We start from the raw sequence: 19,664 nt of genomic DNA, 5'->3' as shown, positions 1-19,664 counted from the left end.
AGACTAGTTTCGAGATGGAAAAATACCTTGCAGAGCAATCACATAGTTTATAACTATGTAGGGCGGCATGTTATTAAAAGGTAAACTACTACCTGTATTACCCACTGTAGCTGAATTTAAAGAGGTTGTGGGTGTACCTGGAGCATATCCATTTACATCCGTAACAGATCTACCATCTGGTATTACGGGACTTGTAAGCATTGCACCAATTGTTGCATCATTTTGCGAAGCATCTGCGGTTCCTACATTAAAAGTATGAGAGTGAGAAGGTAAATTACCTACTGTTATTGTTGTAGTCTCGCTACCAGATTTCTGACCTATCACGTGGGGAGAAAGACCAGGCCCTGTGCCATAATGAATCGGCGCCCTACCTCGAAGATCAGGCAAAGCAAAAGTCGTTCTACCATCACCTCCATACATTGTACCAAGAAGTGAGAAAAGAGCTGTATTTTGAGATATTGCTAAAAGTTGGCCATTACAAAGTGCCCATCCGCGTGGTGCAAAATTGAATCCTACAGCCATAATTTGTCCTAGAAATGGTTCCATAATTTAAAATTTGATTGGTTGTTATTTGGTTATATAGTTAAATTGAATTGTATTACTTCTTGCTCGTCCTGCTTAGGTAAAAGATCAGCTCCTAGTTTTTGATTTTTTTCCCAATGCTCATGATCAATATGAGGGCCTGAACTTAGCAAGGTGAGCTTTGTAGTATAGCTTCGCCCGGCATGTTTTAATGAGAAAATAAGAAACGATCGTTCCTTTTTATTAACATCTAAGGTTAGGCGATAATTACCAATATCATCCGTATTCAATTGCGCTTTACTTGCTGAAAACCAACTAAAGCCTTTAGCAGGAGTAATTTCTAGTTCGCAATTAGATAAAGGAGCTAAAGAAATACGGTCGAGTACCCGTCCTTTAATTGTAATTTTCTCTTTAAGACCAGAAGAAATGTCTATAAAAGAATTCTCAACGCTAGGTTTTTCATCTTTAGCGAGTACTGATGGTGCTATTCCTAGTCCTAAAGTAGATGTAGCAAAAATGCCGATGAATTTGCGGCGAGAGTCGTTTTGTTGCATAAGCTGGATACTTTATTATTAACCCTTTTTTGTAAACAGTATACGCCCATTAAATGAGCATTCATCCATTTTACGGTTTTCCTCAAAACTACAATTTATTATCCCCCAACCACATAGGGGTTTTCACCCTTTTTTTGATTTTTTTTAAGAAATAAAAAAACCACTACAATTATACATTGCAGTGGTTTTCTCACGCTTTTCAACCCATCCTTGATGGATCATCACGTCAACCTTACTTCTTCTTTTGAGGAGCAGCAGGAGCTTTTTTAGGAGCTTGCTTAGGCTGTTTTTTAGACTTATCTGTTGCCATTATATATGGTATTAAAACAGTACTAAAGTATGTGAATTTTTAATCGGTTTTACATTCTTGATCTTTTGACATAGTTAATTTTTTAGTTAAATTTTTCCCGTACATTTATTGAATTTAAAGTCACAGTTAATGAGCAAATCAGAGAAGATAGAATCCTATTTTGAAAATGAAAAAACCTTTAAAAAAGAGCTATTACGCTTACGCGAAATCGTCTCTGCTACAGCACTTGTAGAAGACTTTAAATGGAACTCACCCGTTTATACCATAAATGGTAAAAATGTGTTGGGATTGGGAAGTCACAAACATCATTATGGTGTTTGGTTTTTCAATGGAGCTTTGCTTGATGATAAAACTGGCGCGCTGCACAATGCACAAGAAGGAAAAACTAAGGCGCTTAGACAGTTGCGTTATGACGACGACAATCCTATAAATGAAAATGTGCTGAGAGATCTTTTGGCGCAAGCCATAGAAAACCAAAAGCAAGGACGAGAGATCAAATCTGCTAAACCTGTAAAAAAAGTAACTGACTTACCCACAGAACTTAAAACTGCAATGGCTGAAGATGACTCTTTAAACACCGCATTTAAAGCCTTAACGCCTGGCAGACAAAAAGAATATGCAGAACACATAGGCAGTGCAAAACAAGAAAAAACTAGGATCTCTCGTTTAGAAAAAGTGATCCCGCTTATTCTATCAGGAAAAGGATTACACGATAAATACAAAAATTGCTAAGATGGCAGAGAATAAAACTAAACCTACAACAGCCAGCGTGCTTGATTTTTTAAACAGCGTAGAGAATGAAAAACGCAGAGAAGATGGGCTGAAACTTTTTGAGATCTTTAATGAAGTTCTTGATGAACCGGCGGTGATGTGGGGAGAAAGCATTGTGGGTTATGGCGAGTACCATTATAAATACGATAGCGGTCGTGAGGGAGATTTTTTGCTTACCGGCTTTGCTCCGCGCAAGTCTAATCTATCGGTTTACATCATGCCTGGTTTTAAAAGATATGCAGAGCTTTTAGAAAAATTAGGCAAGCATAGAACGGGCGCTTCTTGTCTTTACATCAACAAATTAGAAAATATAGATCAGGAGGTTTTAAAAACGCTCATCGCAGAATCTGTGCAGTACATGAAAGATAAATATCATTAAAATATTCTTTTGGCTGCAGCCAAAAAACTACATTCACCACTCATAAATACCAATTTACTACATGGATAATTTTCCATTTTTTAATCATCCCAGAAGACGCCAACTTCTAAGACGCGGAATATTTATTCTGCTAGCTTGGGTGCTTGTCTCTAATGTGATGTTTTTTTATGAGTTCTTATTGCTAGTTTCAAATAATGCGCTTACCTCGAGATTTGATTTTCACTCCATGTTTACTGCAAATCTTATTGTTGGTATTTCTGCAGGAGTTTTAGGCGGATTTTTCACGATCAATCTTATGGAAAATTGGCTTCGCTCTAATCCTTATTGGAAGGCGCTGGTTTATATTTTTCTCTCGTATACCGGCACAGCTATTGTTGTAACGATTCTGGGCGTGGGATATTTAAGAGGCACAGAATTAGATATTACTCCGCTTAATCCCAGATTATGGGAAGAGATCTTGAATTTCTTCGGGACGATGATGTTTTGGCGGTATTACACGCTTTGGTTGATCATTGTTATCTCAACTTTAATCGTGCTCATGGTAAATGATAAATACGGCCCCGGAGTTTTTGCAGATTTCTTATTGGGCAAATACTTCAGGCCAAAAAAGGAACGCCGCGTTTTTATGTTTATCGATATACGAAGTGCAACCACAATCGCCGAAAAAATAGGCGAAGAGCGTTACTTTCACTTTCTTAAAGACTTTTTTAATGATATCACGCCAGCTGTTATTTTCACTCGTGGTGAAATTTACCAGTACGTAGGCGATGAGGTTGTTGTAAGTTGGAAAGAAAAGCGAGGGCTTTATAAGACCAATGTTTTGCGTTGCTTTTTTGAAATGAAAAAGATCATCAAACAACGTGGTCATTACTATTTGAGTCAGTATTATGCGGTGCCAGATTTTAAAGTGGGCATTCACCTAGGCAATGTTATGGCAGGCGAAGTGGGTGTTATAAAAAGAGAGATCGCATTTTCTGGCGACACCTTGAATACTGCCGCCAGAATACAGTCGCAATGTAATGACTGTGACGTAGATATTCTAGCCTCAGCCGATTATAAAAACGCCATGCCATACATTCCGAAAGAGATCAAAACCCGCAGTTTAGGCCACTACGAACTCAAAGGGAAATCAGAAGATATTGAGCTTTTTACCTTTTCGATAGGTGAAGATCAATCTTCCTGAGCGATGATCTTGTTCTTCTTAAATGGTCGCACAATAAGGCGAGCAGCTTTGTCATAATTCCAATAGCTGTACACCCAGTTTGCGAAGGTTACCAGACGGTTTCTAAATCCTACAAGAAACCAAAGGTGAATGAACATCCATATAAACCAAGCTATAAATCCACCAAAATGTAGCTTTTTAATATCTACAACGGCTTTGTTTCTTCCCACGGTTGCCATGTTACCTTTATCAAAATACTCAAAAGGTTTCATAGGCTTCTCTTTTGCGAGCAGCTTTAGATTTTCGGCAAGTTGTTTACCTTGTTGTATTGCGGGTTGAGCAACTTGTGGATGACCTTTAGGGAATTTTTCAGTTTCCATATACGCGATATCGCCTATGGCAAAAACGTCTTGAAATCCGTTTACTCTATTAAAGCGGTCTACTTTATATCTATTTAATTTTTCAATTAAAGCGCTTGCTTCAAAGCCGTCAACTTTTGCTCCGGTTACACCGGCAGACCAGATAAAAGTCGCCGTTTCAAAATCAGGGCCGTCTTTTGTTTTTACAACTTGATTCTCATAACTCTGCACCATGGTGTTGAGATGGATCTGAACTCCCATTTTTTCAAGAAACTTCTGGGCCTGCTGTTGAGACTTTTTGCCGAAAGGCGGAAGAACTTTATCAACGCCTTCTAGAAGGTGGATCTCAATTTCATCTGTATTCATGTCTGGATAATCCTTTTGCAGAACATGCGCTCTTAGTTCAGCCAGAGCACCAGATAATTCTACACCAGTAGGACCAGCACCAGCGATTACAAAACGGAGTAATTTTTTGCGCTCACGGTGGTCTTCTGTTCTGTTTGCTTTCTCAAGATTTTCAAACATTAGACTTCTAATGTTCAATGCCTGCGGCAAACTTTTCATCCACACGGCATTTTCTTCTATGCTTTCGTTACCAAAGAAATTAGTCTTAGTCCCAGTGGCAAGCACGAGATAGTCATAATGCAAATTCCCGATATCCATGATCACCTCTTTAGCAGCGGTGTCTATACGATGAACTTCGGCCATTCTAAAGTGCATGGTTTTACCTTTTTTAATGATCTTTCGCAAAGGATATGCGATAGAATCTGGCTCAAGACCCGAGGTAGAAACCTGATATAAAAGTGGTTGAAAAGTGTGGAAGTTTCTTTTATCGATGAGAACGGTTTGATAAGGAGCTTTTATCAATTTTTTTGCGAGATTCATACCTGCAAAACCGCCTCCTATTATTACTATTCTGGGTAGATTAGTATCTGGAATATTCATGACTAAGCATTTGTAGTAAAGGTACGCCACAGCTATACGTACCCGAAATCTTTATCATAATTTTATCATCACAATTGTAACATATTTTACTTTTATCATACTTATTGAGTAACTAAACCAATCAGAGATTTTGAATCAAGCGCTCGAGAACAAATTTGTAGAGCTTCTGGAAGAGAATCAAAATATTGTGCATAAGATCTGTAGACTGTATACGCATGATCAAGAATCGCACAATGACCTCTTTCAAGAAGTAACCATACAATTATGGAAGGCATATCCTAAGTTTAGAGGAGATTCAAAATTTAGCACTTGGATGTACAGAGTTGCGCTTAACACAGCCATCACTTTATATCGCAAATCAAAGAAACGGGTAAAAACGCAGGATTATGATAGCGTGATGTACAGAATACCCAGCACAGATTATGATGATACTGAAGAAGAGCAACTTAAATTAATGTACAGCGCGATCAAACAACTCAACGATATAGATAAAGCCCTTGTATTTCTCTATCTGGAAGACAAACCATATAGCGAAATAAGTGAAATGCTAGGAATTACAGAGGTTAACGCCCGCGTAAAAATGAACAGAGTAAAAGGGAAATTAAAAGAACTTCTAAACATGTAGTACAATGAAAGAACTTGAGCTACTTAAAAACGACTGGAAGAAGCAGGAAGTAAACCTGCCTAAACTAGATACGACCACCATTAAGAATATGGTGCAAAGCAGATCATCATCGCTTACAAAATGGCTTTTGATCATCGCTATCATTGAATTTATTTTCTGGACGGCTCTAGGCGTCGCTACCTATAATGAAGAGTATTTTCAAAAATTTAGAGAATTACACATCTACGAACTCAATATCGTTTTATCTATAATCCAATATTCAGTAACGCTAGGCTTTATCTATTTCTTCTATAAGAATTACAAATTGATAAGCACGCAAGACAGCACAAAATCTTTGATGAAAAATATCTTACGTGTGCGTCGCACTGTTAAAGCGTATGTGGTTTTCAACCTTGTATTGATCTTCGTGATCTCATGTATTGTGATCGCTTCAATGCTCATGTATCATCCAGCTTTTGATAGTTTCAGGAATCCTGCTGGTCCAGAAGACGATAGTTTCTGGATGGTCTTAGGAATTATGGTGGTACTTATTTTAGTCATCCTAGGCGTATTCTGGGCATTCTATAAAATCCTTTATGGAATTTTGCTTAGAAGACTGCGATTAAATTACAAAGAGCTTAGTAAGCTAGAGTTTAAAGAGTAATACTTCTGTTTTTATTTGCCTTTCGGCGAAAAGCACACTGATTTAATAACGATTCTTTAAGGAAACGCTAGAGTTTTTTTAGCATGCTTTAACACGGTTTGCGCTTACATTTGTCGCAAACCATTACACATGCAAAAACGGCTACTAACCTCGCTCTTAATAGTTTTATTCTTAAACATCGAGCTTAGCGCGCAGGAGCTTACCACCTCCCAGATCAAAAATCAAATTGAAGCTTTTAAAAAAGACCCTCGAGGTCCGTATCTACGCATCCGCTGGTTTTGTGATGATGGCACAATGCGCGAGCCTAAAGACCCTTGTCCAGATGCCATAGGCGGGATTCAACACGCCAGTTACAAAGAGATTACAAACCAACTCGCAGAAGACAACAGGCTTTATTTTGGTGAGATTTTGGCTGCAGCCAACAAATCAAACTTCTGGGATGAGTCGCATGAACAAGACAGAATAAAGCAATACCAACTAGGAAAATACCTTGCCAATGTAGATAACGGTTGGGTTCTAGAGCGCGCACAATATTACCGCGGCGCTATACAGAGTGAAGACGAGCAAGCGTGGGGAATTGAGTTTTATGAGTGGTTATTGCAGGATGATGCACGTTTAAATGAGCATTACTATTTAATAAGACAATCGCTTAGAGATATTCCGCACGCTGGCGATGGTAACCTTGCGCAGAAGGTAAGAAGTGAATCTAAAGTTTTAGCAGAAGATTTTCCTGAGTTTATGGATGTGCGGGTAAAAATTCACGGGCAACCAGATAAAGGCGATATTAAGCTAGTTCAGGATTTTAAGGAAGATCATAATGATGAGCTTTCGCAAGAGCTAAAAGAAGATTTTGACCAGCTTATCGCTTCTCTTAAAGAATACTACTCGCCTATCGATTATAAAGCCATTGCAGATCAAGTTAAAGCAATACGTAGCAATGCAGAGATCAAGACACAATTATTAGATTTTGCCGCAAATACATCTCAAGATATTACGCCAGAAGAGGTTATACCTCAACTTAGTGAGATGCTTTGCAACATCCGTATGCAGATCGATCAAGTTGCAAGCGCAAAAGACAGACTTGAGCTTCTAGATGTAAGCATCAAACTCGAGGATATTTTACTAAAGCAAAGTCAAGAATGGCAACCAGAAGACCTTGGCGGTTTGCTTGATAAGATCTATCATTTAAGTTATGCCGCTGCAGGCACAGGACTTCTTGAAGTTTGGGAATGGGAAGCTGTTGCTCCTATCCTGACACCCCGAAATTACACAGATATTTCGGTTAGTGAACTTAACCAAGTTCTAAATACAGCACGCAACGTTGTGCAATGGAGCGCAGCGATGACAAAAGCTACTTACGACGCAACCATAGAGCGCTATGAAGCTTTTGAACCATTAGCTAGCGGATTCATTGACGACCGTGTACGCTCTTCAATTTCGCTTCCTTTAGGACAAACGGTAAGCGAACTCGCTAATTTCACTTCACGTGAAAATGATATAGAGAATGACGTGATAGGCATCAGCGATGCTGGTACGATTCGCGGTCTTAACCCGGGATATGCCATGGGTGAACTTGTGGTGGTAGAAGGTAATCCTGAAACCGTGGAAGTAAGCAGCAACAAGATCTATGTATTTAAACGTCCGCCTAGTGATCTTAAACCCGTAGCTGGAATCGCAACAGTAGACGAAGGCAACCTTGTTTCTCACGTGCAATTATTAGCAAGAAACCTAGGAATCCCAAATGCCGCTTTAACAGACGAGCACCTTTCTAAGCTTGCAAAATATAACGGCAAGAAAGTATTTTATGCAGTTTCTAACGCCGGCACAGTGATCCTTAAAGAAGCTGATGATATGTCTTCTCAAGAAAAGAAACTCTTTGACGAAACAGAGCGTAGTCGCGAGAAGATCGCAGTGCCAATTGAACAAATACGCTTAGATAAAAAAGAGATTCTAAACATGCGAGATATCGACGCTTCGGCAAGCGGTAAACTCGCTGGTCCTAAAGCTGCAAACCTTGGCCAACTCAAAAAAATGTTCCCAGATGAGGTTGTAGAAGGCCTCGTGATTCCTTTTGGGATCTTTAGAGCACATATGGATCTTAACATGCCAGGCGAAGGAAAATCCTATTGGGAATTTTTAAAAGAGACTTTCGCTTCCGCGGAAAACATGCGCAGCAGTGGCAAAAGCGAAGCCGATGTTGAAGAATACCAGCTAGGCCGTTTGAAAAAACTTAGAGAAGCTATCAAAAACATTCAACTTGAAGAAAGTTTTGTACAAAGCCTGAAGAGTGAATTTCAAAGCGTTTTTGGAAAACCCATGGGAGAAACTCCGGTTTTCTTGCGCAGTGACACAAATATGGAAGACCTCAAAGAATTTACAGGTGCAGGTCTTAACTTAACGCTGTTTAATGTTGTAGATAGCAACATGATCTTAAAAGGAATTAAGGATGTTTGGGCCTCGCCATACACAGAGCGTAGCTTTAAATGGCGTCAAAAATACCTGAGCAATCCAGAGAATGTATTTCCTTCGATCCTAGTGATTCCTAGTGTGGATGTAGATTACAGTGGTGTGATGATCACAAAAGGTATTAATGAAGGTACAGATGAAGATCTTACTGTTGCCTTCAGTCGTGGTGCCGGTGGTGCCGTTGACGGTCAGGCTGCAGAAACAAGATTAGTAACTACCATTGATGCAAAACTTTTGGCTCCAGCCAGAGAACCAGATTACATCAGATTACCAGCCAGCGGCGGTGTGAAAAATTACAGTACGACCTTTCATCAACCCATCTTGAATGAGGAAAATATTAAAGCCCTGAGAGAGATCGCACAGCAGATAAGAACTAAAATTCCGCAAGAAACTGGCTCACATTATGACGGTGCTTATGATGTAGAATTAGGTTTTCAGGATAATAAACTTTACCTCTTCCAGATAAGACCTTTTGTTGAAAATAAAAATGCGCTTAGCTCAGACTATCTTGAGTCCATTTCGCCTAAGCGAGATAACACAAAATACATAGAACTTACCACTACACTTTAAACAACTAACATGAAGAAAAAAATTATATACCTCCCTTTTTTACTGCTCTTAACAGCCATCATTTCTACTGCCTTTTACCCCATTGATGGTTATGAAAGCACAGGAATAGACAGACTTGCTTACTTACAAAAGATCGTGAGAGATAGCATACCGTATAATCGTATTCCGGCTGGGGCTTACGCCAAAACAGAGGATATAAAATTACGCCTCACAGGTTTAAAAGATAGTGCTGTGACGTATATGCATGACGACCCAGCATTACAGGAAAAGATCTCTGGGCTTTTTTATGGTTTAGACCAAAGTTATTCTCTCTCTGTAATTGACATGACAGACTCACTAAACCTGAAATATGCATCCCGTAATGAAACTCGCGGTTATCAACCAGGAAGTGTAGGAAAACTTGCGATTCTTATCGCACTTTTTGATCAACTTGAAAAATTATGTCCAGACGATTGGGACGCGCGTCTTAATCTTTTGCGCTACAAGAATGTAAAAGGTGGACCATTTGCGGTGTATGATCATCATACTATCCCGCTTTATGATATTGAAAACGACAGATTGACTAAAAGACAAACCAGCACAGAAGATGTTTTTTCTCTTTATGAATGGGTGGATCACATGGTTTCTGTAAGTAATAATGGTGCGGCAAGTGTAGTATATCGTGAAGCTTTGTTGATGAAAGTTTTTGGTAATGATTATTTTGATCTTACTGATGAAGAAGCGATGAACTGGTTTAAAGAAACTGATCGTTCTGAAGTTACAGATCTTGCTCATGAAGTTGTGAATCAACCGCTGCGTGAACTTGGTATTACAGAAGATGAATGGAGACTGGGTGGATTTTTTACCAATGGTGGTGAGCGCTACGTGGGCCGTAAAGGTGGAAGTATTGGTTCTCCTAAAGGTTTGATGAAATTCCTTATTTCTCTTGAGCAGGGAAAAGTTGTTGACTCCCTGAGCAGTCTAGAGATGAAAAGATTAATGTATATGACAGACCGCCGTATTAGATACGCACACAGTAGCCGTCTAGACTCTGCCCGTGTGTATTTTAAATCTGGTAGTTTTTATAAATGCGATCCTTCTAAAGGTGCTTGTGGTGATTATGCTGGTAACGTGTTTAACTATATGAACAGTGTGATCATTGTAGAACATCCAGATGATGGCGCAAAATATATGGTTTGCCTGATGACTAATGTTCTAAGAAAGAACTCAGCATCTGACCACATGTATCTTGCCAGCCGCATTGATAAAGCCTTAAGCGAGTCTGCCGGCCAATAAAGGTTTAAGTTTTTTAAGGGCGTGATCTGTAAATGTGATCACGTCCTTATTTTTTGCAGTAGCTTTAAGTTTATGCAAAGGCTTCAAGAACGATTCATCGCCCAAATATTGGATCAAATAAATCACAGGAAGTCTCACCTTCGCATCTCCTTCTTTAAGCAAGTAAAGCAAAGCATCATTAAAAGAAACATTGCTAGGATTTAGCAACTCGTTTTGTGCTCGCTGCGCATCTTCTACAATATCTGTCTCTATAATTGATAGCAAAGAGATTTTAAGCTGTGGCGAAAGGATGTTATCCAGAAATTCTATCGCATTTTGCTTTGTATCGCTCACACTGCTTTTTATTCCCGCGTAAGCGATAGACATATCATTCTTACTATAAAATACCCCTAGAAGCTTAAAAATAGTTTCTAAACGTTGCGCTAATTGTTCATTAAGCACATCTAGTAAAGCCTCTCTTGCAAGGTTTAATTCGGTGAGATCATCTTGTGGCAATCCGTCGTATTTTTCACTATCAAAGTCATGCTGAATCACTTCGCGCATTTGCAACACTTCTTTGTACTCATCACAGTATTTAAGAATGATCTTGTAGATGTTTTTTGGGAAGAAATTGAGTTTTGGTGCTTTACCTCTAAGTTTATTAAGTGACTTAGAAACAGAAAGCCTGATCTGCACGTCTTTACTTTTAAGCAGTTTGATAAGTATTCGTACAGAAGGTTGTGTTCTGAATTTTTCGATCACACGCGGAATGTACTTCTTTACATTCCCTTTTAATTGTTTTTCCGCTTCGCGACGCAGGAGTTCTTTACTTATGGATTCACCATAGGCTTTGAGGGCAAGAATGGCTTCTGGGCGATACATTTTCACCGTAAGGAAATCTATAAGCGCATCGATAAACATAGGATCTTTTGTGATCCCAGCGGCCTTGATGGCATGTAGAACGATCTCATTATCGCGGTTATTAAAGTTGGCCGAAATAAAGGAATAAAACTGCGGCATACGCGCGTAACCAATGGTATCCAGCAAAAATGCCAACTCCTCTACTCTATGCTCGCTATCTGGTAATTCTAGTTCGGCGAGCCATAATTCTATACGCAACTCAAGGTTATATCTAGATGCCATTAATGGGTTATACGCTGCTTCTTTAGCCAAACATAACAACGCGGCATGCGCTATATAATCACTGCTGTGGTTAAGATAGGAGTCAAAGATCCTGTCATCACTCAAGTCTGTATGCACGATGAGATAATTCATCGCGGCATAAACCACATCGTCATCTTTTACATGCACTAGCCGGCGAACTTCATCAAGCGCAGTGCCTTTAGGGTAATGGTATAATTGGCCGATCGCAGCGACTTTAACCTCGTGAGATTGATGATCCAGAAGCGCAAGAACTTCGTTTCTGAGTGATTTTGCATGAACAGAGATCAGATTATCAAGATAACTCACGATCTCTTCAGATTTACCATGTTTTAATATCGTACGTCCAACTTGCAGGCTAGATTTTTTGCGCTTAATGGGCACACCTTCGTGATTCTCGATCGCGGCTTTAAGGCTTTCGCGAAAGCTTTTAAAATATGAATCCCTTACTTTAAAAATTCCCACTAGCCACACAAAGATCAACAACAGAATAATAACCGTAACATACGTACTAGGCAGATTAAGACCTTTGATCACGAAGATCAAAAGACACCCCGCAAAACCAGTCGCAACGCTATCTACAACAACGTCTATAAAAGATTTAGTTCTATTTTTTATTGCGAGCGGCACCGGCACCATGGCAAGTTCTGTAGCGGCTTTGTTTACAGATTGTTTAAGACTACCATCTACACCTTTAATGATCACAAGAACCCAAAGTTCTGGATAGGTTAAAAATAATAGTGAGCCTAATGCAATGCCTAATGGCAAAATGAGTAATGAACTGTTAACGCCTAGTTTCTCAACCACGCGATTAGTAAGAAATAGCTGAATGAACAGTGAGATGAGATTAAAGGTTGAAAACCAAAATCCGAAAAATGAGGCTAGGTTGTCTGAATCTGGTATCGCTCTACTGGCAAAATCACTAAACTGAAAATCTACCAATTTTGCAACGATAACACCTACACCAATGATAAGCGCAAGAAAAGTAAGGTGCTTAGATTTTATTAGGATCCTGAATGCTGGTTCGTCAAGAATACTCTCAGAACCAGAAAAACGCTGTGATCTGCTAACTTTTCCTTCTCCGTAGATTTTCAACAAAATGGGTATACAGCAAAGAATCAAGATCGCAGCAACTACCAGCAAATAAGCATTACCAATAACGGGCGCTAAAATATTTGTGAGATAACCGCCGAAAATTCCACCGGCGATACCGCCTGCGCCTATAAATCCAAAAAGGCGTTTTGCCTCTCTTGCGTTAAAGACCATATTGGCTAGAAGCCAAAATTGACTTGCCGTGAGCACAGCAAATATCCCTGCGATCACATAAAAAACATACAGAACCCAACTACCCAACCAACCCATAAGCAATAGCCCGCCCAAAAAGACAAATGCTGTTGAGAAGAATATAAGGGTACTGATTATAATTCGCTTAAGCGAAAAAGATCTTACTGCTTTATTGTAAAAATATGAGGAAACAATTGCCGTTGCGGCGATGAATATAAAACCAAAGGCCAGGTTATTTGCACCTAGCCTATTGAGAAATAATGCGTTTACTGTAGGTTTTACGATAAGAAGTACCGTAATTATTAAAAATACATACAGCTGCATGTAAAAAGAGATGGTTATTTCACCATCTCTTAAATTGAATGTCTTTTTTAGAAATGTCTTAATCACTTGATTTGCCAGCGTCGTCTATACTAGCAATCAAAGTACGAGAATTTTCTAAAGCTTTCTCTACAGGAAATACTAAATTTCTTATAATTTGTTCCCCATTAGGATCTTCTACAAGAGCTACAAGGATGTATTTTCTACCATCTTCTCCCCAAACTAAAATTGAGTCTGAGTGATAGTTACTCCATGATCCAGATTTACGGAATAAACGAGCGTCTGGCGCAATTCTATCAAGCGTATTTACAAACTTGTGGTGTAGTGAAGGATTCTCCATAATGCTAAGCATCTGGTTACTTCTTTTTACATTAACAAGTTGACCAGTTACCATCTTGAAGTAAAAGCGGCAAACTTGCTCTGCAGTAGCAGCATGGCTAAGACCTTTCATAGGATCAGGATTGCGCGCTCCACCTGCAGCGTAGCGTTTTCCTACCCATAGACCACCACCATGAGCTTTATCATATAGTTTATATTTCTTGTCTTGTAATACACTAGAGATCTTATCATATCCCAGACGATCTATCATGCGAGTAGCAGCGTGATTATTAGATTTACTAATCATCGCCCACATATCGTCTTTAACTTCTCTAGTTTCTTTAAGCTCTCCTTTATCAATAGCATCCATAGCCGCAAGTAAGATCGCGATCTTAGGAAGACTAGCCGCATACATCATGTTCTCGCCATTAATGTCTGCGTATTGAATATTATTAGGATCATCAAGGCTTACAAGACCTACAGAAAGTTTTTTGCTGTCCATCAAACGCTTAAGATGCGCATTTGATGCGATTTGCTTATAAAGTTGCTTCTGTAAAGTTGCGTTACTAAAATTTTGAAGAGGCACATCAGAGCATGCTAGCAAAGGTTTTTGCTTTTCTTGTGCAAAACTCTGTGATGATATAGTGAATGTGAAAAAGGTTAGAAAAATTAGGGCAAAATATCTTTTCATAGTCAGTCTTTATTTTTTGTTTGGTTAACTCAACCTTCACAATTTTATTATGCAAAGGTTAAGAAAATTTTGTGCTTTTTTAAACATTTAACGTTTCGCACTATATGGTGCAAAGCCCATGCCAAAAATTAACTGATTTTAACATTTAAAATGTTAAACCTAAGAATGTTAATACTCCCACTTTCGTGTTTTGTTCAGCTCTTCCATTGCAGTGATTTCTTCTGCTGGGATAACCTTTAAAAATGAAGGATGTTGCTCTATCGCATACTCGATTTTTTCAACGATATCTTCTACCGTTTCATTTTCATAATCGATATCAAGAGGCTCTTTGATCTCCATAGATTGTAGAATGCCTCTCTTTTTAATTCTTATACCTTTTTTATCAAAAGATCTTCTAAAACCATCGATCACAATAGGCACGACAATAGGTTTGTATTGTTTGATAATGTGAGCTGTTCCTTTACGAATAGGTTTCCAAGGTTTTGTAGTTCCTTGTGGAAATGTTATCACCCAACCATCGTGAAGCGCTATCCCAATATTTTCAGTATCGCTTAAGTTTACCGGGCGGTCCACCTCTTTACCCTTTTCACGCCAAGTGCGCTGTACAGATACGGCACCGGCATACGCCAAAATCCTAGGCAGAAGTCCGCTCTTCATAGTTTCGCTTGCCGCGACATAATAGACATTCAATTTAGGATCCCACAGGTAACCTACATTTTTAATACTGTCAATTCTACCACTTAAGCTAGCATTAAATACATGAAACATTGCAACAACATCAGCAAAATACGTTTGATGATTAGAGACAAATAAAACTCCAGAATCCGGAAGGTTTTTAATAACCTCAGATCCTTCTATCTGTAATTCATTAAATCCTCTATAACGCCTATGCGTCATCGTACCCATAATACGAATGAGCCATTTCTTTAAAAACAGATAATGACCAAAAGGATTTTTCTTAAACATATTTATAAAGTGCTATTGCGCTTGAACAAAGGATTTGCTCTATTTAGAGTGTTGCAAGATACAAAAATTTAAGGCTATTGTGCCGCCAGAACTAATCGCTTCACCTCGTTGAGCATCATCGCTGTGGCTCCCCAAACTACGTGTTCATTTAATAAAAATGCTGGCACATCTATTTCTTCAGCGTAGGAAGTAGTATGATTTTGAGTTATTGTCTCCGCAAAAAGTAAATCCTCAATTTTAGCTTCGATCATTGCGGCGACTTCTTCTTCCTGTGGGATGAAGTGCGGAGTATAATTTACATATCCCATAAACGGTTGCACATAGAAGTTACTAGGCGGGATATATGTTTTTGTAGTTTGTTTAAAAACTACAATATCATCTTCAGCAACGTTGATCTCTTCCATGGTTTCACGACGCGCGGTATACTCAAGGTTTTTATCTTCTCCCTCTACCTTTCCTCCCGGAAATCCCACTTGATTGCTGTGAACTCCTTTATAGGTCTTTCTTAAGATAAGGGCGATCCTGCAGTTTTCTTCAGCATCAGGATAGAACAAAGCCATCACTGCTGCCCATCGCGGATTGCGTTTTTCAATGTCCATTTCGCTTAAAGCGTTGACTCTTTCTAACGGAGCCATCTCTAGCTGTGCTTCTTTCCCCGGAAGGGTCAAATTGCTTATTTTTGGCACTAACTCAAGAAATTTTTTAAACTGCATGAAATCTAAGTTTTTCTACACCTTGCTTCTTCTTTGCGCACTTACTATCGCAAGTTGTGAAGATAAAAAATCTACTCAAAAAGTAACTACAGAAGAAAAAGTAGCTGTAAAAAAAGACAGCACTCCTGAAGAAAAAAGCAAAGCGCAGAACGATAAACTTAAGAAGAAATTAGGCTCTATTATTGAGGATCAAAGCGAATTGATCCCATTTCTCACAGAATACGGCAAGAATAATCCTGAGACGTTAGTACGCATCAAAACCTCAAAAGGCGATATAGATGTTGAACTTTATAAAGACACGCCGCTACATAGAGCAAACTTTATATTACTAGTAAAACAGGATTATTTTGACAAAACCATGTTTCACAGAGTTGCTAAAGGTTTTGTAGATCAAGGCGGAAATAGCGACGATTATGGAACACCCAGAAAACGCATGCGCATAGGAAATTATCTTGTACCCAATGAAGCAAAACCAAATCATCCGCACGTACGCGGAGCATTTTCTGCTGCAAAATATACAGAGCAAAATATAAGTGAAGCTTCATCTCCTTTTGAGTTCTTCATCGTGCAGGCAGAGCGCGGAGCACATCACCTTGATGGCAAGCATACCGTTTTTGGCCGCGTAATAAAAGGTATGGACGTCGTAGATAAGATCAACGAGGTACCCGTTGATAAAAGTGAATGGCCTTTGAGCAACATTTACATCAATGTTGAGCTTATAAAATAGATGATCTATAATGATTATTTTTTGGCTTTCGCCAAAAGAAATCACACCATCTAAAGTCTAATTGTATAAATGTATTTTTTACAAGTAAAAAATATTAAGAAAAAGACTACTTTACTTAAATGATTAGCAATTTTAAACGTCAATTTTTATCATTTTAAAAGAAAAATATGCCTTTTGCTAGAAGAATTTATCTTTTTAAGTGTTCCTAATACTCTTAAAAATTTCTTAAAGCGTCATCACTCCCAAAAATAGAATGCCCATAGTGCTTAGTTCCTAGGCATTACAATGCTTCATAAAAAACTATAAAACAGTTTTTTACAAAACAATTCCTTTATTTTTAAGAATAATAAATTATTTTTAAAAAAATTTGAACGGATATAAGGCAATATTATTTCCTGTAAACTAATTTTACGTTCACTCAAACAGCTGATATACAATACAAAACATAGTACTTGTACTTTTTAATGTATTCAGTACGTTTGATAAAATAAGTTTAAGACCATTGTATAATTCACCCCTAAAACACCCCTAATAACGATGTCTTACATTCCTGTAACTGCAATTGGTAAAATTGCAGAAGAAATTGCTCACGTACCTGAGTACAGCAAGTTCTATGAGTACTGCCAGATGAAAAATGGCGGTCTAGAAAAACTTGCGTCTGTACCACTTTCTCAATTTATTGAGCAGGCAAAAAAATGGACGTTTGAAGCAAAAAAGCGCTTCTTTATGACCATGCAAGAAATTTTCACCAGACATAATGGTTTTGAAGCTAGTCCGTATCAACTAGAGCAGGAACTAAAGATCCCTATGCTTAAAGAGTGGATAGAAAAAGAACCTGAAAATCCAGATCCTTTATGTTGGTATGGTAGTGAAACTGGTTCTGTTCCTCATATTAACAAAGCTCTTGAGCTAGACCCTAATCATCAGCAATCTATCTTAACCCTAGTTCAAAGATATTTAGATAGACTTTGGACCGGTGCTCACCGTTTGCCTAGTCACTACTTGGGTTGTCCTGATAAGGATTTGGCTATAGCCAAAAGAGCTCAATCGCTACTAAACAAGTTAGAGTTTACAGAGATCAAGAACGCAATACAAAGAGAATTGAATGAATGTCTTGCAATTCTTCAAAACTACCTAACCTGGAAAGAAACGTCTTACACAGACTTTATCACCTGGGGTAGAGCGAATAACAAGTTGATCGCTAGCGACCACTTTTATGGCGAATTGCAGAAATGCTACGCTTCTTGATATAGTAAATGATTGATGTAGTATTTTTAGCCTTAAACGAAACGTATACATCAACCATGAAGACTAAACTACTACCACTTGCACTGGGCCTTCTGAGCGTTACGCTCTCTCAGGCGCAAGATGACACTGTCATTCAAAACATTATTAAAGAAGAGACTGAGAATTCTCAGCTCAAGAACATTGCACACGAACTTATGGACGTTGTGGGACCACGCCTTGTGGGAACTCCGCAAATGAAGCAAGCGCACGACTGGGCCGTTGCAAAATATCAAAGCTGGGGTATCAGTGCCGAAAATCAACAATGGGGAACCTGGCGCGGCTGGGAACGCGGCATCACGCATATTGATATGCTTGAGCCACGTCTTAGAACGCTAGAAGGTCGCCAACTCGCTTGGAGCCCAAGCACAAAAGATAAAGGGATCACTGCAGAAGTTGTAACAATACCTGCAGCGAAAGATTCTGCTAGTTTTAGCGAAAGCTTAAAAAGTGTAAAAGGTAAATTCGTTCTTGTTAGTCAGCCAGAACTTACTGGTCGTCCAGACGCTAACTGGGAAGAATGGGCTACAGAAGCCTCTTTTGAAAAAATGAAAAAAGACCGTGATGAAGCTAGCAAAGCTTGGCGCTCACAAATGGAAAAAACAGGTCTTAATCGTCGCACACTTCCACAAGCGCTTGAAGAAGCTGGAGCTGCTGGTATCATTAGCTCATACTGGTCTAATGGTTTTGGTGTAAACAAAGTTTTCTCTGCATACACTAAAAAAATTCCTACCATTGATCTTTCTCTTGAAGATTATGGCATGGTATATCGCCTTGCCGAAAGTGGTCATACTCCAGAACTTAAAGTCGTGGCAACTTCTAAAGATCTAGGCGAAGTACCAACTTTCAACACAATTGCGCGCATTGAAGGAAGTGAAAAACCAGAAGAATATGTTATTCTTTCTGCGCATTTTGACTCTTGGGATGGCGGTACCGGCGCAACAGACAATGGTACAGGTACACTTGTAATGATGGAAGCTATGCGCGTTCTTAAAAAAGTATATCCTAACCCAAAAAGAACGATCATCGTAGGTCACTGGGGAAGCGAAGAGCAAGGTTTAAATGGTTCTCGCGCGTTCGTAAAAGATCACCCAGAGATCGTAGAAAACGTACAAGCGGTATTTAATCAAGATAACGGTACGGGTCGCATCGCAAATATTTCGGGTAACGGTTTCTTGCATGCTTATGATTATTTAGGAAGCTGGCTTAATGCAGTTCCTCGTGATGTGAAGGATGGTTTAGAAACACATTTTCCGGGAGCTCCTGGTCGTGGCGGTTCTGACTACGCTTCTTTTGTAGCTGCTGGCGCGCCTGCTTTTAATTTAAGTTCGCTAAGCTGGAATTACTGGAACTACACTTGGCACACAAACCGCGATACATACGACAAGATCGTTTTTGACGATGTACAGCAAAATGTGATGCTAACGGCGATCCTAGCTTACATGGCGAGTGAAGATCCAGACACGACTTCTAGAGAACAGATCGTACTTCCTGTGAATAGCAGAACAGGACAACAAGACACCTGGCCAGAACCTCGGGATGCAACGCGTCGCGGTGGTCTAGACAATGACTAAAAAATTTAGAAAAGCCTTCCTGATCAGGAAGGCTTTTTTATTTTTTATGTCCCGTCCTGAAATAA

The 19,664-nt window shown here is 39.1% G+C and carries 17 protein-coding genes; 10 read left to right on the top strand and 7 right to left on the bottom strand.

Annotated elements, in window-relative coordinates:
* Positions 1-3: 3 nt before the first annotated feature.
* Both ACZ5L8_RS02520 and ACZ5L8_RS02515 read right to left on the bottom strand, forming a co-directional pair.
* Positions 4-546, bottom strand: a complete 543-nt coding sequence (locus ACZ5L8_RS02520) for a phage tail protein (RefSeq protein WP_464439530.1) — start codon at positions 544-546, stop codon at positions 4-6.
* Between the two features lie 29 nt (positions 547-575).
* Complete coding sequence (locus ACZ5L8_RS02515) at positions 576-1,076, bottom strand: hypothetical protein (RefSeq protein ID WP_464439528.1); 501 nt, start codon at positions 1,074-1,076, stop codon at positions 576-578.
* 439 nt (positions 1,077-1,515) lie between these two features.
* Here ACZ5L8_RS02515 and ACZ5L8_RS02510 point away from each other — a divergent pair, with 439 nt between their 5' ends.
* The 3 genes from ACZ5L8_RS02510 (at position 1,516) to ACZ5L8_RS02500 (ending at position 3,719) form a co-directional block, all read left to right on the top strand.
* Complete coding sequence (locus tag ACZ5L8_RS02510; RefSeq protein ID WP_464439526.1) at positions 1,516-2,118, top strand: YdeI/OmpD-associated family protein; 603 nt, start codon at positions 1,516-1,518, stop codon at positions 2,116-2,118.
* Position 2,119: 1 nt separating this feature from the next.
* Complete coding sequence (locus ACZ5L8_RS02505) at positions 2,120-2,536, top strand: DUF1801 domain-containing protein (protein ID WP_462599048.1); 417 nt, start codon at positions 2,120-2,122, stop codon at positions 2,534-2,536.
* Between the two features lie 61 nt (positions 2,537-2,597).
* Positions 2,598-3,719, top strand: coding sequence for an adenylate/guanylate cyclase domain-containing protein (locus ACZ5L8_RS02500; protein WP_464439525.1), 1,122 nt, complete (start codon positions 2,598-2,600; stop codon positions 3,717-3,719).
* Here the strand turns inward: ACZ5L8_RS02500 and ACZ5L8_RS02495 are convergent.
* On the bottom strand, positions 3,707-5,002 hold the full coding sequence (locus tag ACZ5L8_RS02495; RefSeq protein WP_464439523.1) for an NAD(P)/FAD-dependent oxidoreductase: 1,296 nt from the start codon (positions 5,000-5,002) through the stop codon (positions 3,707-3,709). The genes ACZ5L8_RS02500 and ACZ5L8_RS02495 overlap by 13 nt on opposite strands.
* 130 nt (positions 5,003-5,132) lie before the next feature.
* Here ACZ5L8_RS02495 and ACZ5L8_RS02490 point away from each other — a divergent pair, with 130 nt between their 5' ends.
* The 4 genes from ACZ5L8_RS02490 to ACZ5L8_RS02475 all read left to right on the top strand — a co-directional run bounded on the left by ACZ5L8_RS02490 (position 5,133) and on the right by ACZ5L8_RS02475 (position 10,581).
* The gene (locus tag ACZ5L8_RS02490) at positions 5,133-5,627 is read left to right on the top strand and encodes an RNA polymerase sigma factor (RefSeq protein ID WP_464439521.1); all 495 of its coding nucleotides are present in this window, start codon (positions 5,133-5,135) and stop codon (positions 5,625-5,627) included.
* Between the two features lie 4 nt (positions 5,628-5,631).
* Positions 5,632-6,270 (top strand): hypothetical protein, encoded by a 639-nt coding sequence (locus tag ACZ5L8_RS02485; RefSeq protein WP_464439519.1) that lies wholly within the window; start codon positions 5,632-5,634, stop codon positions 6,268-6,270.
* Between the two features lie 129 nt (positions 6,271-6,399).
* Positions 6,400-9,306, top strand: coding sequence for a PEP/pyruvate-binding domain-containing protein (locus ACZ5L8_RS02480; RefSeq protein ID WP_464439517.1), 2,907 nt, complete (start codon positions 6,400-6,402; stop codon positions 9,304-9,306).
* A 9-nt stretch (positions 9,307-9,315) separates the two neighbouring features.
* Entirely contained in the window at positions 9,316-10,581 is a 1,266-nt protein-coding gene (locus tag ACZ5L8_RS02475) for a serine hydrolase (RefSeq protein WP_464439516.1), read from the top strand.
* On the opposite strand, the gene ACZ5L8_RS02470 is transcribed toward ACZ5L8_RS02475, so the two are convergent.
* The 4 genes from ACZ5L8_RS02470 to ACZ5L8_RS02455 all read right to left on the bottom strand — a co-directional run bounded on the left by ACZ5L8_RS02470 (position 10,558) and on the right by ACZ5L8_RS02455 (position 16,014).
* On the bottom strand, positions 10,558-13,329 hold the full coding sequence (locus ACZ5L8_RS02470; protein ID WP_464439514.1) for an NTP/NDP exchange transporter: 2,772 nt from the start codon (positions 13,327-13,329) through the stop codon (positions 10,558-10,560). The genes ACZ5L8_RS02475 and ACZ5L8_RS02470 overlap by 24 nt on opposite strands.
* A 58-nt stretch (positions 13,330-13,387) precedes the next feature.
* Positions 13,388-14,335 (bottom strand): serine hydrolase, encoded by a 948-nt coding sequence (locus ACZ5L8_RS02465; RefSeq protein ID WP_464439513.1) that lies wholly within the window; start codon positions 14,333-14,335, stop codon positions 13,388-13,390.
* A gap of 168 nt (positions 14,336-14,503) precedes the next feature.
* Positions 14,504-15,307 carry a lysophospholipid acyltransferase family protein gene (locus tag ACZ5L8_RS02460; RefSeq protein WP_462600448.1) on the bottom strand — a complete coding sequence of 268 codons (804 nt, stop codon included), beginning with the start codon at positions 15,305-15,307 and terminating at the stop codon, positions 14,504-14,506.
* 68 nt (positions 15,308-15,375) lie between these two features.
* Positions 15,376-16,014, bottom strand: a complete 639-nt coding sequence (locus tag ACZ5L8_RS02455) for an NUDIX hydrolase (RefSeq protein ID WP_464439511.1) — start codon at positions 16,012-16,014, stop codon at positions 15,376-15,378.
* Here ACZ5L8_RS02455 and ACZ5L8_RS02450 point away from each other — a divergent pair.
* The 3 genes from ACZ5L8_RS02450 to ACZ5L8_RS02440 all read left to right on the top strand — a co-directional run bounded on the left by ACZ5L8_RS02450 (position 16,013) and on the right by ACZ5L8_RS02440 (position 19,599).
* Positions 16,013-16,741, top strand: a complete 729-nt coding sequence (locus ACZ5L8_RS02450; RefSeq protein WP_464439510.1) for a peptidylprolyl isomerase — start codon at positions 16,013-16,015, stop codon at positions 16,739-16,741. The two genes, ACZ5L8_RS02455 and ACZ5L8_RS02450, sit on opposite strands and share 2 nt — an antisense overlap.
* A gap of 537 nt (positions 16,742-17,278) precedes the next feature.
* On the top strand, positions 17,279-17,989 hold the full coding sequence (locus ACZ5L8_RS02445; protein WP_464439508.1) for a hypothetical protein: 711 nt from the start codon (positions 17,279-17,281) through the stop codon (positions 17,987-17,989).
* Between the two features lie 56 nt (positions 17,990-18,045).
* Entirely contained in the window at positions 18,046-19,599 is a 1,554-nt protein-coding gene (locus tag ACZ5L8_RS02440; RefSeq protein ID WP_464439506.1) for a M20/M25/M40 family metallo-hydrolase, read from the top strand.
* Positions 19,600-19,664 lie beyond the last annotated feature (65 nt).

The organism is Leeuwenhoekiella obamensis (genome assembly GCF_055391795.1).
Note: the sequence above shows the minus strand (reverse complement) of the source record. Positions and strands in the feature narration are given on the sequence as shown.

Bases quoted from the DNA above. Each gene is read 5' to 3' on its own strand.
- ACZ5L8_RS02520 (WP_464439530.1), bottom strand. From the start codon at position 546: ATGGAACCATTTCTAGGACAAATTATGGCTGTAGGATTCAATTTTGCA.
- ACZ5L8_RS02515 (WP_464439528.1), bottom strand. From the start codon at position 1,076: ATGCAACAAAACGACTCTCGCCGCAAATTCATCGGCATTTTTGCTACA.
- ACZ5L8_RS02510 (WP_464439526.1), top strand. From the start codon at position 1,516: ATGAGCAAATCAGAGAAGATAGAATCCTATTTTGAAAATGAAAAAACC.
- ACZ5L8_RS02505 (WP_462599048.1), top strand. From the start codon at position 2,120: ATGGCAGAGAATAAAACTAAACCTACAACAGCCAGCGTGCTTGATTTT.
- ACZ5L8_RS02500 (WP_464439525.1), top strand. From the start codon at position 2,598: ATGGATAATTTTCCATTTTTTAATCATCCCAGAAGACGCCAACTTCTA.
- ACZ5L8_RS02495 (WP_464439523.1), bottom strand. From the start codon at position 5,002: ATGAATATTCCAGATACTAATCTACCCAGAATAGTAATAATAGGAGGC.
- ACZ5L8_RS02485 (WP_464439519.1), top strand. From the start codon at position 5,632: ATGAAAGAACTTGAGCTACTTAAAAACGACTGGAAGAAGCAGGAAGTA.
- ACZ5L8_RS02480 (WP_464439517.1), top strand. From the start codon at position 6,400: ATGCAAAAACGGCTACTAACCTCGCTCTTAATAGTTTTATTCTTAAAC.
- ACZ5L8_RS02475 (WP_464439516.1), top strand. From the start codon at position 9,316: ATGAAGAAAAAAATTATATACCTCCCTTTTTTACTGCTCTTAACAGCC.
- ACZ5L8_RS02470 (WP_464439514.1), bottom strand. From the start codon at position 13,329: ATGCAGCTGTATGTATTTTTAATAATTACGGTACTTCTTATCGTAAAA.
- ACZ5L8_RS02465 (WP_464439513.1), bottom strand. From the start codon at position 14,335: ATGAAAAGATATTTTGCCCTAATTTTTCTAACCTTTTTCACATTCACT.
- ACZ5L8_RS02450 (WP_464439510.1), top strand. From the start codon at position 16,013: ATGAAATCTAAGTTTTTCTACACCTTGCTTCTTCTTTGCGCACTTACT.
- ACZ5L8_RS02455 (WP_464439511.1), bottom strand. From the start codon at position 16,014: ATGCAGTTTAAAAAATTTCTTGAGTTAGTGCCAAAAATAAGCAATTTG.
- ACZ5L8_RS02445 (WP_464439508.1), top strand. From the start codon at position 17,279: ATGTCTTACATTCCTGTAACTGCAATTGGTAAAATTGCAGAAGAAATT.
- ACZ5L8_RS02440 (WP_464439506.1), top strand. From the start codon at position 18,046: ATGAAGACTAAACTACTACCACTTGCACTGGGCCTTCTGAGCGTTACG.